At 70.6% G+C, this 14,124-nt stretch carries 11 protein-coding genes; 4 read left to right on the forward strand and 7 right to left on the reverse strand.

Annotation, left to right across the window (positions count from 1 at the left end; translation table 11 throughout):
• Window positions 1–19: 19 nt before the first annotated feature.
• The 3 genes from WMF44_RS37745 to WMF44_RS37755 form a co-directional block, all read right to left on the reverse strand.
• Complete coding sequence (locus WMF44_RS37745; RefSeq protein ID WP_437294890.1) at window positions 20–1,552, reverse strand: hypothetical protein; 1,533 nt, start codon at window positions 1,550–1,552, stop codon at window positions 20–22.
• A gap of 38 nt (window positions 1,553–1,590) precedes the next feature.
• On the reverse strand, window positions 1,591–3,033 hold the full coding sequence (locus WMF44_RS37750; protein WP_437294891.1) for a hypothetical protein: 1,443 nt from the start codon (window positions 3,031–3,033) through the stop codon (window positions 1,591–1,593).
• Window positions 3,034–3,254: 221 nt separating this feature from the next.
• Entirely contained in the window at window positions 3,255–4,484 is a 1,230-nt protein-coding gene (locus tag WMF44_RS37755; protein WP_437294892.1) for a hypothetical protein, read from the reverse strand.
• 190 nt (window positions 4,485–4,674) lie between these two features.
• Here WMF44_RS37755 and WMF44_RS37760 point away from each other — a divergent pair, with 190 nt between their 5' ends.
• Complete coding sequence (locus WMF44_RS37760; protein ID WP_437294893.1) at window positions 4,675–5,793, forward strand: RNA polymerase sigma factor; 1,119 nt, start codon at window positions 4,675–4,677, stop codon at window positions 5,791–5,793.
• Window positions 5,794–6,022: 229 nt separating this feature from the next.
• Window positions 6,023–6,235 carry a hypothetical protein gene (locus tag WMF44_RS37765; protein WP_437294894.1) on the forward strand — a complete coding sequence of 71 codons (213 nt, stop codon included), beginning with the start codon at window positions 6,023–6,025 and terminating at the stop codon, window positions 6,233–6,235.
• Window positions 6,236–6,338: 103 nt separating this feature from the next.
• On the opposite strand, the gene WMF44_RS37770 is transcribed toward WMF44_RS37765, so the two are convergent.
• From WMF44_RS37770 to egtD, 4 genes are read right to left on the reverse strand one after another with little or no spacing between them, the layout of a single operon-like run.
• On the reverse strand, window positions 6,339–7,859 hold the full coding sequence (locus tag WMF44_RS37770) for a glycine betaine ABC transporter substrate-binding protein (protein ID WP_437294895.1): 1,521 nt from the start codon (window positions 7,857–7,859) through the stop codon (window positions 6,339–6,341).
• The gene (locus tag WMF44_RS37775; RefSeq protein WP_437294896.1) at window positions 7,856–8,650 is read right to left on the reverse strand and encodes an ATP-binding cassette domain-containing protein; all 795 of its coding nucleotides are present in this window, start codon (window positions 8,648–8,650) and stop codon (window positions 7,856–7,858) included. The genes WMF44_RS37770 and WMF44_RS37775 overlap by 4 nt, the downstream gene beginning before the upstream one ends.
• Window positions 8,647–9,936, reverse strand: a complete 1,290-nt coding sequence (locus WMF44_RS37780) for an SUMF1/EgtB/PvdO family nonheme iron enzyme (protein WP_437294897.1) — start codon at window positions 9,934–9,936, stop codon at window positions 8,647–8,649. Before WMF44_RS37780 ends, WMF44_RS37775 begins: the two co-directional genes overlap by 4 nt.
• Window positions 9,933–10,898 (reverse strand): L-histidine N(alpha)-methyltransferase, encoded by a 966-nt coding sequence (gene egtD, locus WMF44_RS37785; RefSeq protein ID WP_437294898.1) that lies wholly within the window; start codon window positions 10,896–10,898, stop codon window positions 9,933–9,935. The genes WMF44_RS37780 and egtD overlap by 4 nt, the downstream gene beginning before the upstream one ends.
• A gap of 260 nt (window positions 10,899–11,158) precedes the next feature.
• Here egtD and WMF44_RS37790 point away from each other — a divergent pair, with 260 nt between their 5' ends.
• Together WMF44_RS37790 and WMF44_RS37795 are read left to right on the forward strand one after the other, a co-directional pair.
• The gene (locus tag WMF44_RS37790; RefSeq protein ID WP_437294899.1) at window positions 11,159–11,407 is read left to right on the forward strand and encodes a hypothetical protein; all 249 of its coding nucleotides are present in this window, start codon (window positions 11,159–11,161) and stop codon (window positions 11,405–11,407) included.
• A 303-nt stretch (window positions 11,408–11,710) separates the two neighbouring features.
• Window positions 11,711–14,113, forward strand: coding sequence for a pyridoxal-dependent decarboxylase (locus WMF44_RS37795; protein ID WP_437294900.1), 2,403 nt, complete (start codon window positions 11,711–11,713; stop codon window positions 14,111–14,113).
• Window positions 14,114–14,124 lie beyond the last annotated feature (11 nt).

Here is a 14,124-nt window from a genome sequence, read left to right on the forward strand (position 1 = left end):
CGCCAGGGCGTGACTTCGGCTATTCGGGAAAGGGAAGCGTCGGGTGGGCCTGGCCGCTCTCTCCCACCGTCGTGCTGCCATCGTGGTTCCAGCTCATGCCGCCCTTACCCGGCTGTCCGGTCTCGATGGTCACGCCCTCGAGCGTGAGCTGATCCTCGTCGAGGTAGGCGATGCCGATGGAGTCGCCTCCGCGCCCTGGGCCGCCGTAGCCGCCGGGCCCACCGTCGCCTCCACGGCCGCCGAGACAGGAGTAAAACCCGTCCCCCAGCGCTCCGCCCCGTACGCCTCGGCCGCCTCGGCCGCCTCGCTGGGGTTCCCCGCCGTCGCCACCGCTGCCGCCAAAGTCCGCCGTGATCTTGGTGTCGCGCACGGTCACCCGGGCATGAAGCGCGAGGACGGCGATGGACGGCTGTCCGTTCGCTCCCCCGCGGCCTCCTCGGCCTCCGCAACCCCCGGCCCCTCCCGAGCCTCCTCCCGGGCCTCCCTTGGAGGCCACGTCGCACAGGGCGAGCCCGCCCCGACGGCCGCCGCCGCCGCCGCCGCCCTGGCCCGGCGTGCCCCAGGTCCCTGCGCCCCCTGTGTCGCCCTCCCATCCGGTCTCGGTGAGGCGTCCGATACCCTTGCCGGGCGCGCCCTGCTTCCCCGGAGCCCCCGGGCCCCCCTTGGATCCGACGTAGCAGCTGGCGTCGTCCTGCTCTGCGGTACCACCGCGTCCCGAGGGCGAAGCGTCGGCGGGCTCCCCGTCGCCTCCATCGTCGGCGCCGTCGGGCAGCCCATCCCCTCCCTTGCCGCCAACGCTCGTGAGCCCGCTCTCGCATTCGTTCACGACCGCAGGCCCGCCGGCGACGACGACCGCCGAGCACGCGTCCCCACCGAACATGCCATCCGGTCCGTCCGGTTGGCTGTACTGCTGCCACTTCGCGCCAGGACTGCCTCCATTTCCTCCGCGGGTGGAGATCTCGCTCCGCACGATCTCCACTGCCGTGTTGGACTGAATGATCACGCCGACCTCGCCCGCCGAGCGGACGTAGAGATCGGCGAGCGTCGACACCCCGTCCGCGGCCCCCCTGTCCTCGGGGCCTGCGGGCTCGACGATCACCATGGGGCCGAAGACCGTCGTGTGAGTAAACGAGGACAGCGGGATTCGGGGGTCGCGATTCCATCGCCGGCAGTCGAAGCCCCCCAGCAGATCCACGCCGGAGGGCATCCTGATCTGATTCACCCCGAATCCGTCGTTGCAGATGAACACGCGCCCTCGTCCAGTGCGCGCGAGCTCGACGGCGCGCTCGACGGTGAACACCGGCTTCGCCTTCGTGCCGGGGTTCTTGTCGTCGCCCCCACCCAAGGCTCCGGCGACGAACACGCCGCAACCGTCGTCGATGATATCGGCAGCGACGTGCTCGACGCAGACCGACTCCGGAGGCGGCTCGCCCACGCATGAGGAGCCTTCACAAGGCGTCACGCCAGGGTCGTTCACGCCGGGCGCAGTTCCGCAGCCGATCGCCCACGGGGACAGCAGAAGGACCAAGGTCGCCGCGGTGCTCTTTTTCATGTGCATCTCCTGACGTGCGCCGACCGGCACAGGGCGGTTCACTGAGGCGGTTCCGGGGCCGGCGCATCGAACCGGTACCAGAACACCTTAGTCCCGTCATGCGCCTGGCCGGAGTGGCTTTCCGGGGTTGCATTGCCGCCGAGCCCCCCGGTGCCGGCTTGGCCGGGCGAGACCGTCGCATGCGGCAAGATGGTCACGGCGGCGCCCACGGAAGCGATGCCGAGCGAGTGGCCACCGAGACCGCCGCCGGCATCGCCCCCGCGACCGCCGTCGCCGCCATCGCCGCCGGCGCACCCTCGCGACGTGTCGGTCAGAAGCTTGTTTCCGCCGAGGCCGCCGCCGGCGCCAATGCCTCCCCACTGGCCCGTTCCGCCGACCCCGCCGTTGCCGCCCTTGGCCCCGAGGACCGTGCTGTCGTCATCGACCGTGAGGTCGCTCCCTTGCAACGCCACGATCGCAATGCTCGCGCCGCCGTAGCCGCCCCCCTGGCCCCCCTTGCCCCCGCAGCCGCCGCTGCCGCCCGATCCGCCGGCCGCACCGCCCTGGGGTCGACCTGCCGGACACGCGTTCATGTCGTCGCGCCCCTTGCCGCCGCCACCCCCGCCGCCGCCCTGACCGGCACCGCCCCTCGCCCCGTCCTTCCCGCGGACGCCGACCCATCCGTCGAGGCCCAGACGACCAGGGTCAACCGCTCCGGCAGCGCGCTCCGCATCGGCGCCGTCTGCTCCCCTCTCGCCATCCTTGCACGGCATGCTGGACGCGCCACCGCCAGCCAGGCCGCGATTGTCCGGAGTCCCGATCGGCTCCGGCAATCCTGACGTCCCGTCGCCGCCCGTCTCGAGGCCTCCATCGCCCCCCTGGCCACCCGTCGACTCGATGCCGTCGTCGCACACGGTCACGACCGGAAGGGCGCCCAGCGCCACGTCCGCGGTGCAGGCGTCTACGCCGTTGTTCCCCACCACGCCGGCGCTCGCGCGGAAGCTCGGCGCGTCCTCGCCAGGCTCCCCATCCTTTCCGTCGCCTGCGAAGATCTCGCTCGCCCGCACGATTGCCCTGGCCCCAGGGCTCAGGAGCATCGCGATCGACGACTTGCCGTCGCTCGCGGAGGCGTCGGCCGCCACCGCGCGCACGCCGAAGATCACGGACGTCGTATCGTCCGTCGCGATGACCGCATCCTCCCCCCCGAGGACCCGAACCGGGATCCCCACGGGCGGAGCGATGACGGTCAACGCGCTCTGCCCGTCGAGCGGCCCTCCGTAGGACCAGTCGCCGCCGGCACACAGACGGCCGCCCCAGAGGTCGACACCCTGGGGGAGCGAGATCGCCTCCTCGAACACCCCGCCGCACGCGTACACGCGCCGGGTCGGCGCCTCGCCGTGCCCTCGCCCGTGCGCGGCGAGCCCGATCGCGTGCTGGAGCGTCTTGACCGGCGCTCCCTTCGTTCCGGGGCTGTCGTCGTTGCCCTGCTCGCTGACGAACACGCCGCACTTGTCGAGCGCTGGCGCGTTGCCGGGCTCTCCCGCGCACAGGTCGGGCGGAGGTTCCGGATCGGGAGCACACGCCAGCTTCTCCGAGCAATCCTCGGGATAGGCAGCACAAGCTGTCAGCGTGCTAGCTCCCCACACGCAGACAGCGAGAGCGACGGCCGACGTCACGGCGCCTCGGTCTGCCAGCGGACCCATTCTCTCGGCCCCTCGCGTGCTCACCATACACCCTCGAGTCGCGCGCCGATTTCGTTTCCATTCGCCACGGGCGATACGTTGACCCGATCCTGAGCCGGCTTGAATCTCAGGAAAGAGAAGTCCGTGAAGAAGGACGCGGCGGTCACGGCACCGACGACACCGCCCGTGATCACCGTGGCCAGACCGGCGCGGCCGAACGTGTTTCGCGCGTCCTGCAGGCGCGCCAGCTCGCCACATGGCGAGCTCCGAGGCGCTTGCCAGCACATCGACGTGCTCGACGACGGCTCGCTTTGGAGCCAGTCACGCCGGGCGCTCAGGTCGTCATCGAGCTTGCCGGCGTGGCTCATGAGGATGGTGCCCACCGCCACGCCAGCCGTCGTGACCGCGATCCCCGTGATGCGCAGCGTCCCCGGCCAGGAGGCCCACGGGCTGGGCGCCTTCGCGCTCGCAGCGGACAGCGCGCGCTCAGCGGGCAACGTGCGCAAGGCGGGCGGCGTCGCTGGCGCGGTGTCCCTCCTGCTTCTCGCCTCCGTGGCGCTCGCCGCCGCCGCGCGGGATAGCTCCATCGTCATCTGGTGCTCCGCGCCCACCACGCCGAGGAAACCCTGAAAGGCGTCTGCGTGGCCCGGTGCCCGACCCCGCACCATGACGTGTTTGCCGGGCTCGAAGAAGAGCGTATAGGTGCGCGCGGTCCGTCCGACGCGCTCGCCGTCGATGAGCACCTCGGCGTCCGGCGGATCGACCGAGAGCACGAGCGTAGCGACGCGCTTCACTGCCTCGCGCTGGCCTGCCTGGAATCGCCGCTCGAGCGCGTCCGGCAGCGCTTCGCGCTGTTCGAGGCTCTTGGCAAGGTGCTCGGCCGCATCGCGGTACCTGTGCAACGCGACCTCGCAAAGGCCGAGCTCGCCGGCGATCTCCGCCCGCTCTCGCTCGGTGCTGGTCGCCGGGTCCGCGGCGTCGAAAGCAGCCTTGTAGGCAGCGTATGCCTCGCTCCACCGCCCGGCATTGCGCGCTCTCTGACCACGGCGAACATGGTCCTTCACCGATGCGCTGTCGCTCGGTCCCGCCTTCGGAGGGGACATCGGCGGCGCTGGCAGACTTCGTGAAGTCTGTTGCGCCTTCGGGGGGGCATCATCGGCGCTTGCCGAGGTCGGGAAGCCTGTCGCGGCCCCGAGCGTGAGGAGAATCGCGAGCGAATGCGCAATGCAACGCATCCAGGGACGGTACTGACGCCGGCCGTTCGGCGTCAACCGCCAGGAATCGCGACGCCACGGCCGTTTGAGCGAGAATTGGCGGTCGTATGACGGAATGTGCTCAGTCGTCCTCTCGACCCGCCTTCGCGTGGCCGAAGATGACACCTTGACCTACATTATCCGACCAATGTTGCTCGTGGGTTCTTTTTTTTGAAGCGTTTGGGCCCGCTCAAGTGTGCTGCTTACCGTGGGCAAGCCACCGACCGTCTTCCCCGGCTTCGAGCTGTTCCGGCGCCTCGCCAGGCGCCACGGCGTGCCGGAGCGAAACGTCGAGGATATCGCTCAGGAAGCGCTGCTGCGCGGGCTGGAGGCCGACAAGCGGATCGACCCGGGGGGAGACCCGGCCCCGTACCGCGTCACGATCGCCATCAACCAGGCGCGCAATCACGTCCGTGACGCACGCTGCCGCGGCGAGGTGCTGACGTCGTTCGATGAGTGCGAGATCCGGGACGAGTGCCCCACGCCGGAAGAGCTGCTCCGGAGACGGCAGCGGGAAAAGTTCATGCGGGAGCTGATAGACCAGCTCGATCCCAAGTACCGGGAGCTCGTGATCAAGCACGATCTCCAGGAGGTGCCGCTCGCCGAGATCGCGGCCGAGCAGGGACTTCCGCTGGACACGGTGAGGACGCGACACTTTCGGGCGCACCAGGAGCTCCGGGCGCGGCGGGAGCGGTGGCAGGCGCAGCAACGCTCGCAGGGAAGGGACGATCGCCTCTGCGTGCCGCTCGCACTGGGCTTCGGCCGTCGTGCGTCGTGGGTGGCCTGGCTGCGCCGCCTGGCCGTGAGGATCGTCGTTCAGGGAGCGCTCGCCGTGCTGACCGGCGTGCTCGTCTCCTCGGTGTCGTCCCTGCCCGACCTGCAATCGTGGTACGGGGCGGCGGCGGTCCCTGCCACCCCGCCCGCCGCGCAGGAGGCGGCCGCGTCGCCTGCGCGAGACGGTGCGCACAGCGCCGCAGCGCCCGCCGGCGGAGAAGGCGCGCACAGCGCCCCAGCACCGGCCGCGCCGATCGCGCGCGGGATGTCGTCGCCGAACGCGCAAGGAAGCGCGCGCGTTCAGGCGATTGCGAGCAGCACGCCCGTTCCCTCAACGACGACCGATCGCCGGCCCGCGTCTCCGGCGAGCGCCGTTCGACCGCCCGACAGCGAGCGCGAGCGGAGCCTGATCAACCAGGCCCAGAGGGCCATCGAGGCCCGCAATGTCACGGCGAACGTCGAGGCTCTCCGGCTGCTGAACACCCACGCGCAGGAGTTTCCCCGTGGGCGGTTCGTCGCCGAGCGCGAAGCACTCCTCCGGCAGCTTCGCTGAATCGTCAGCTGTCCTTCGGCAGCTCCCAGGCGGTGATCTTGGTGGTGTCTTCGGACAGCACAAGGCGAAGGAAGGCGGGCCGGGTTCCGCAACGCCTGCCGATGAGAAGGACATAGAGCGCTCTCCCCTGAACACGACACCTCCGGGGGTAGGGACCCATGGGTGAATTGCGTAATCTTATAATTCTTCGGGAAGCCAGCGAGATCTCTGTGCGGGGAGTAGGATTGCAATGAGCATCAAAGGCCTGGTTGTCCACTTTCGGCGCGACCTGGATGACGATGAGGCGCAGCGAACGATCGACGCTCTGATGATGATCAAGGGCGTCGTCAAGGTGGCATCTGTCAAGGCCGGTTACGAAGACGAACTGAACCGGCAGCGGGTCAAGCGAGATTTGCTAAGCAAGATTGACGGGCTTCTGAGGGATGACGAGGTCACGATCTAGCTGCCGACGAACCCGCGTCATCGCGGCCTCGACTCAACCGGCCCGCCGCGCCAAACGAGCGAGCCCCGACGGCCGGCCCGCGGGGGGCCCAGCGCAGGAGAATTCAGCGCCGCAGTTCATCGAGGAAACGGGCGGCCACCGCGGCCGGCGAGCCCTTCTTCTCGTCCACGGCCGCGTTCATCTGGCGCATCTTCCGCGCGTCGATCGTCCCCGACAGCCCGCGCAGCGCCTCCAGCACCTCCGGGCGGGTGCGCGCGAGCCAATCGCTCGCCAGCACGAGCGCGTCGTACGGCGGGATGGCCTGGCGATCGTCCTCCAGCAGCACCAGATCGTCGGCAATGATCCGCCCGTCGGTCGAGAAGGCGGTGATCACGTCCACCTGCTCCGCTCGCAGCGCCTCGTAGAGCAGCGACGGATCCATGCTCCGCGCCTCGCGGAACGCGAGGCCGTACACGCGCTCGATGGCGCGCCACTCCGGCCGCTGGAAGATCTCGTAATCGCCCCCCACCCGCAGCGATCGCGCGCGCGCCCCGAGATCGCTGATGCGCCGGATCCCCAGCCGCTCGGCCTCGGCCCGCCGCATGGCGAGCGCGTAGGTGTTCTCGAACCCGAGCGCGGCGGCCACGTGGACGTTGTACCGATCGCGCAGCTCCCTCTCCACCGTGGCCAGCACCGACGCGCGGTCCGCGCGCTCCGCGCTCCGTCGCAGGACGTTCGCCCAGAGGGTGCCCGAGTAGTCGACGTAGACGTCGATCTCGCCGCTCTTCAGCGCGTCGAACGCCACCGTCGATCCGAGCGATCCCAGCGTCCGCGCCGGCACACCGGCGACGCGCTCGATCCTCCCGGCGACGATACTGGCGAGGATGTACTGCTCGGTGAAGGTCTTGGCGCCGACGGTGATGGACCCCTGATCGCGCGCGAGGAGGGCCCGCACGACCGGGGTGGCCGCGAAGACAGCGAGCCCGGCGAAGCCGCCGAGACACAGCAGCACGAGGCGGCGGCTGCGGCGCGTGACGCCGGCGAGCAGGCCACGCACAAGGCCGTCCAGCACCAGCGCGAGCCCGGCCGAGGCCACACAGCCGATCAGCACGGCCGTGGTGTTGCGCGTCTGCAGCCCGCTGAAGATGTAGTCACCGAGGCTCGGCGCCCCGACCGGCGTGGAGAGCGTGGCGGTGCCCACCGTCAGCACCGCCGCCGTGCGCACGCCGGCCACGATCACCGGGAGCGCCAGCGGCAGCTCGACGCGGCGGAGCTGCTCGCGGGGCGTCATCCCCACGCCGCGCGCGGCCTCGATCACCGCCGGATCGAGGCCCGAGAGGCCGGCCGCCGTGTTCCTGAGGACCGGCAAGAGGCTGTAGAGGAAGAGGCCTATCAGCGCCGGCAGGTAACCGATGCTGCGCGCGCCCAGGGCCGCGAGCACGGGCACCATGAAGGCCAGGAGCGCCAGGCTCGGGATGGTCTGGACGACGCTCGCCACGCCCAGCACCGGCCCCTCCAGGCGGCGCGATCGCGTGACCAGCACGCCCAGCGGGACGCTCACGGCCACGCCCAGCGCCAGGGCGACCAGCGTGAGCCCGAGGTGGGCGGCGAGGTAGCGCGGCAGGAGGGCGAGCTGCTCCTTCACGAAGCGTCGCCTCCCGCGATCGTTCGCGCGGGCGCGCCCGCGATCAGCGCCTCGACGGCGCGCGCCTGCTCGAGCGGGCCGCGCACCAGATCGGCCACGTAGTCGTCGGCCGGCGCGCGCACCAGGTCGCGGCCGGGCGCGAGCTGCAGGAGGCGCCCGCCGCGCATGACGCCCACGCGATCGCCGAGGAGCAGCGCCTCGACGACGTCGTGCGTGACGAAGATCGCCGAGAACCCCAGGCTCCGGCGCACCCGCGCGAACGATCGCTGGAGGCGCTCGCGCGTGATCGGATCGAGCGCGCCGAACGGCTCGTCGAGCAGCAGCACGCCCGGCTCGGCCGCCAGCGCCCGCGCCACGGCCACGCGCTGCGCCTGGCCGCCGGAGAGCGCGTCGGGCCGCCGATCGCGGACCTCGGCCGGATCCAGCTCGACCAGCTCCAGCAGCGTGTCCACCCGACCACGGATGCGCCTCGCGTCCCAGCCGAGGAGCGCCGGCGTGATGCCCACGTTCTCGGCGACCGTCAGGTGCGGGAAGAGCCCGAGCCGCTGGAACACGTAGCCGATGCGGCGCCGGAGCGCGTGCGGCGGCACGGCGGTCACGTCCTCGCCCTCGACGCGGATGCGACCCGAGCTCGGCTCGATGAGCCGGTTCGTCATCTTCAGCGTCGTGGTCTTCCCCGAGCCCGACCCGCCCAGCAGGACCACCAGCTCGCCCGGCTCGACGCGCAGGGAGACGCCGTCGACAGCGGCGATTCCATCGTAGCGCTTGGTCACCTGCTCGAGCTCGATCATCGCCGCCGAGAGCGTGGCGCCTCGCGTACGACCCGGAAGCTCGAAAAGACATAGGGATAGTCCCGGCGATACCAGTTGCGAAAGCTCGGCCGGAGGAACCCCTCGTCGGTCGCCCACGAGGCGCCGAAGACGACGTCGTGCTCCCCGTCGAAGAAATCCGCCGAGTACCCGGGGTACGTGCGGGCGTACGCGACGAAGCCGGGCAAGGGCGCGAAGGGCGTGGACGTCCACTCCCAGCCATTGCCCACCAGCTCCTCGACGCCGAACGCGCTGGCGCCGTCCGGGTGGCTGCCCGCCGGCACGGGCGACCATCCGCGAAAGCCGAACCGGCCATGACGCGGCTCGCCCGGCGCGTGCCCCCACGGACGCGCGCGCACACCGCCGCTCGGCTCGCCGAACGCGGCGCGGCGCAGCTCGGCCTCGGTCGCCAGGCGCCCACCGCGCCAGGCTGCATAGGCGCGCGCCTGCTCGCCCGAGACCTGCGCCGGCCAGCCCGACGCGACCTCGAAGGAGACCGGCCCGAAGATCGTCTTCACCGAAAGCCCACCTCCCCGGCGCACGAACGTACGGGGCGTGAGCGCGGCCCGCGCGCCGTCTTCCATCACCTCGAGGAAGGCCAGGTAATCGCCGTTCCGCACCGGCAACGAGTCGATGGTGAAGCCCGGGACATCGATCTCCGCGCGCCCGAACTCGTTGTCCCAGCCGAACGGGATCGCCTCGAAGTCCGCGCCGATCACCACGCGGCCCGCCGGGACGTGCCGCGGCTCGGCCACGCGCCCCCCGCCGCCCACGAACGCGGGCGCGCCGCCGGGGCGCCGCGCGGCGCCGTGCTCCTGGAGCATGTACATCAGGGTCTCGTGGTGCATCCGCTCGTGCTCGAGCACGAGCTGGAGGATCCGCCCCCGCGCGCCGAGCACGTCCTCGGCGCGCGCCAGCACGTCGGGGATGCGCGCCAGCACGGCGCGGCGGACCTCGTCGCGGTACGCGATCACCTCGGCGATCGCCGGCCACGCGTCCCTCGACGCGGCGCGGGCGCCGTCCTCGTCGGCCGGATCGATGCCGCGCTCGAACAGCACGTCGAAATCGCCCCGCATGGGCCCGAGCCCGAGGACGCCCCGGCCGATCTGGTTCCACGCGAAGGCCGGGAGGTGCCCCAGGTAGAACGAGAAGGGGTGTCGCAGCGCGATGGGCCGACGCCCCATCGACGCCTCCGGGACGAGCGCGAACAGCTCGTCGCTGCGGCGCCACGCGGCGGCGAGCAGCGCCTCGAACGAGGCCTCCGTCACGCGTCGCTCCGCCGGAGCAGGGCCAGCGCGAAGAGCTGGTCGGGATCGGTGTGCCACGAAGACACAACGAGCCCTCCGGCCCGGGCCGAGGCCTGGAGCGAGTCGCGCGTGAACTTGCAGCTCACCTCGGTGCGGATCTCGGCGCCGCGCTCGAGATCGAGCCGCAGATCGAGCGCCGGGATCTGCACGCGCATCCGCCGCGAGGCCACGAGGCGCATCTCGATCCACGCCCGCGCCGCGTCGTAGAAGGCGCGGTGCGCGAACGCGTCGGGCGCGAAATTCGCCCCGAAGCGCCGGTTGATCACGCGGAGCGCGTTGCGGTTGAAGGCCGCCGTCACGCCCTCCGGATCGTCGTACGCGGCCTCCAGCCGGGCCGTGTCCTTCACCAGATCGGCGCCGACGAGGAGCGCGTCCGACGGCTCCATGACGCGCGCGATCTCGCGGAAGAAGGCGCGCCGCTCGTCGGGGTAGAGGTTGCCGATGGTGCCCGCGAGGAAGACCACGAGGCGCCCCCCGCCCCGGCCGAGCCGCGGCAGGTCGGTGGTGAAATCACCGAGCACGCCGCGGAACGTGTACTCCGGGTAGTCGGCGCGGAGACGGCTGATCGACGTCTCCAGGAAGAGCCCGTTCACGTCCAGCATCGTGCACGTCTCGCCGCCGCCCACCCACCGCCAGGCGTCGAGCAGGATGCGGATCTTGCGGCCCGCGCCGCTGCCCAGCTCGACGAGGCGCCGCGGCCGGACGGCGCGCAGGATGTCTCCGGCGCGCTGCTCGAGGATGCCGATCTCCGTGCGCGTCGGGTAGTAGACCCCGAGGCGGGTGATCTGCTCGAACAGCTCGCTCCCGAGATCGTCGTAGAAGTAGACGGGCGGGATCTCGGGCAGCGATCGTGTGAGGCTCTCGCGCAACCGAGCGCGCTCATCGGGTGAAGGGTACGCGTCCTCCGCGAATGTGGAGCTCAACAGGACCTCCTTGGGGGAGCGCTGGGCAGCGTGTCCATTGGGAAGAGAGCGGCGGACGTCAAGCATGGATCCCCGGCGTGCCGCCGTGGACGATGCTCGGTGAAACCCGGGCAGCGCGGGCGTACTCAAGGGGTGTGCAGAAAACGGGGGCCGGGCAGGTAGAGCCAGTAGGGTACAGCACTACGGTAGGATGGCTCGGCGTATAACAGGTGCCCTCGTCCCAGCAGGCGCCGCCGCCCTCGAGATAGACGACGACGCGCTTGCTCTTGCTGGTCAGGTTGACGCTCCATTTTCACGCGATCGCGCTGGTGGGTGTCTTCGCGGCGGCCCGTAGCGGGCGTCAGGCCTTCCGCGAGATCGGCGCACCATCGCACGAGGAGCTCGAGGACATCGTGCAGCGCATCCGAGAGCGCACGCCCCGCTGGCTGCGAAAGCGCGGCCTGCTCGAGGAGCGTCCGAACGAAGAGCGCTCGAACGAAGCGCCGGTCGAGATGGACGTGGCGTGCTGACCCAGCGCTTCGGCACAAGGATTGAACCACATGGGCCGCCGGCTGGGCGTCCCAGCCGGCGGCCCCCTCGATGCGTGGATCAGTTATTGACATGGCGTCGCTTTCTTCAGGCGAAAGGAAGATCGCATATAACGCTACATGTCAAGCAGTGCGCGCATCCTGGCTGTACGATGGGACGGCCGCTACGAGGAGCTTGATCATCGGATCGCGTTTGGGTTTCCTGGCCCCACACCGTCGACGCAGGCGCAGCGGTCTTCAACAACATGCCGTCGGCGGGCAGAACCGATGACAGGAGAGCGAGTCATGACCAAACGACCCACTCGTCGCCGCGAGCCCCAGGTCTCCACCGGCGCCGTCGATCAATTCCTTCGGCACGTGGAGATCCCCTACCTGGACGGGCCGGGCACGCGTTCGCCCGAGGCGTGGTTCCTGGGATCCAAGGCGGAGAACGCGGACGAGTTCGAGCGCCTGATCGTCGAGGCGATCCGCGATCAGGCGTTCTGGCGGCGGAACTTCCACCCCGGCGACCCGGCCCTCGTCACCGAGGCGGTCAAGCGCCAGCCCGAATACGTGCAGGCGATGGGCGTCCTCACCGACAGCTACCGCTCGCTCCTCGGCTTCCTGAAGAAGTCGATGCCGTTCTTCAGCACGCGCTACCAAGGGCACATGAACTGGGACACCGCGATACCGGCCGTCCTCGGCTACTTCGCGGCCATGCTGTACAACCCCAACAACGTGGCGTTCGAGGCCTCGACCGCCACGACGATCCTCGAGCTGCTCGTCGGCGACGATCTGTGCCGCATGCTCGGCTACCCGCTCCCCGACAGGGCCGCGTGCCAGGCCGGCGCCATCCGCCCCTGGGGTCACATCACCTCCGGCGGCACGGTCGCGAACATCGAGGCGATCTGGTCGGCGCGCAACCTCAAGCTCTATCCGATCGCCATGCAGGCGGCGCTGGAGGAAGACCCGTCGCTGGCCGCGGCGAGAGATCTGCGCGTGCGCTCGCCCATCGGCGAGGCGGTCCCCCTCCGCAAGCTCGACGTCTGGTCGCTGTGCAACCTGCGGAGCGACGACATCCTCGCCCTCCCGGCGCGGCTCACCGCCGAACACGGCGTCTCGCCCGAGGTCTTGACCCGGGCGCTGGCTCGGGTCTCGCCGCAGAGCCTGGGCATGCACGAATTCTTCAGGCGCTACGCCGGCGAGCTCGGCGGCCCGCCGGTGATCGTGGTCCCGGCGACGAAGCACTACTCCTTCCCCAAGGCGGCCGCGATCCTCGGGATCGGCGCGGTGAACGTGCTCGACGTCCCGCTCGACGAGGACGCCCGGATGAGCGTCCCCGAGCTCGAGCGGGTCCTGCGGGCCTGCCTCGCCGAGCGGAGGCCGGTCTACACCGTCGTCGGCGTGGTCGGCAGCACCGAGGAGAGCGCCGTCGATCCCCTGCGGGAGATCCTCGCCCTCCGCGAGCAGCTCCGCCACAAGGGGCTCGACTTCACCGTTCACGCCGACGCGGCCTGGGGCGGCTATCACGCCAGCATCCTCCGCGAGGACGAGGACGACTCGAGCGCCGGGCGGACCGCCGGCGCCACGCGCCGCGCCGAGGTCGGCTTCAGCCGCTACACGGCGCAACAATACGCCGTCCTGCAGGAGGTGGACTCTGTCACCGTCGACCCCCACAAATCGGGGTACATCCCGTACCCCGCCGGCGCGCTCTGTTACCGCAACGCCGCGATGCGCGATCTGGTCACCTTCAAGGCGCCGTACATCCTGCACGCCCACGACGAGCCGTCCGTCGGCATTTACGGCGTGGAGGGCTCGAAGCCCGGCGCCGCGGTCGCCGCGGTGTTCCTGGCCCACAAGGTCATCCGCCCGAACGAGACCGGCTACGGCAGCATCCACCGCAAGGCGCTGTTCAACTGCCGGCGGGTCTACGCCCGCCTGCTCTGCATGGCGCGCCCGGAGGACAACTTCGTGGTGGTCCCCGTACCCCGCCTCCCGTCCGAGATCACCGGAGGCGACGTCGCGGCGCAGATCCAGTTCATCCGCGAGCGGATCGATCGACGCGACACCGACGCGCTGCTCGCCGACGACGAGGCGATGCGGCTGCTCACCGAGCTGGGCCCGGACCTCAACATCCTCACGTATGCCTTCAACTTCAAGCATCCTGACGGACGCATGAACCGGAGCCTCGCGCTGGCGAACCGCCTGAACAAGGCCGTCTACGAGGTCCTCAGCCTCAAGCCCGGCGAGGACCCGTCCGGGCACCCGCTGATCGTGACGACCACGGACTTCGAGGATGTCCATTACGGCGCGGTGTTCATGGAGAGCTACAAGAGCCGCCTCGGCGTCGAAGGGCCGGGGCACGCGGTCACCGTCCTGCGGTCGACGGTCATGAACCCATGGTTGACCGACTTCGGCGACGACACGTTCCTCGACATGGTCGAGCGGGAGTTCCGCAGAGCCATCTCGCGGGCGATGTTCCGCGACTCCATGGCCCAGGTCTTTGAGGAGATCGACGCGAACAACGACGGGCTCCTCGACCGGGCGGAGATCGAGGCGAAGTTCAGGGCGATGGGCTACGGCGACGCGGAGATCCACGAATTCCTGCGCACGAGCGACACCAGCCGGGACGACGTGCTCTCGAAGCAGGAGTTCCTCGAGAGCTTCTCGCAGCTCCTCGTCCGCACCAGCTTCGGCTCCCGGCGGTAGCTCAGTAGGGC

The organism is Sorangium sp. So ce426 (genome assembly GCF_051475585.1).
GTDB lineage: Bacteria > Myxococcota_A > Polyangia > Polyangiales > Polyangiaceae > Sorangium > Sorangium cellulosum_B.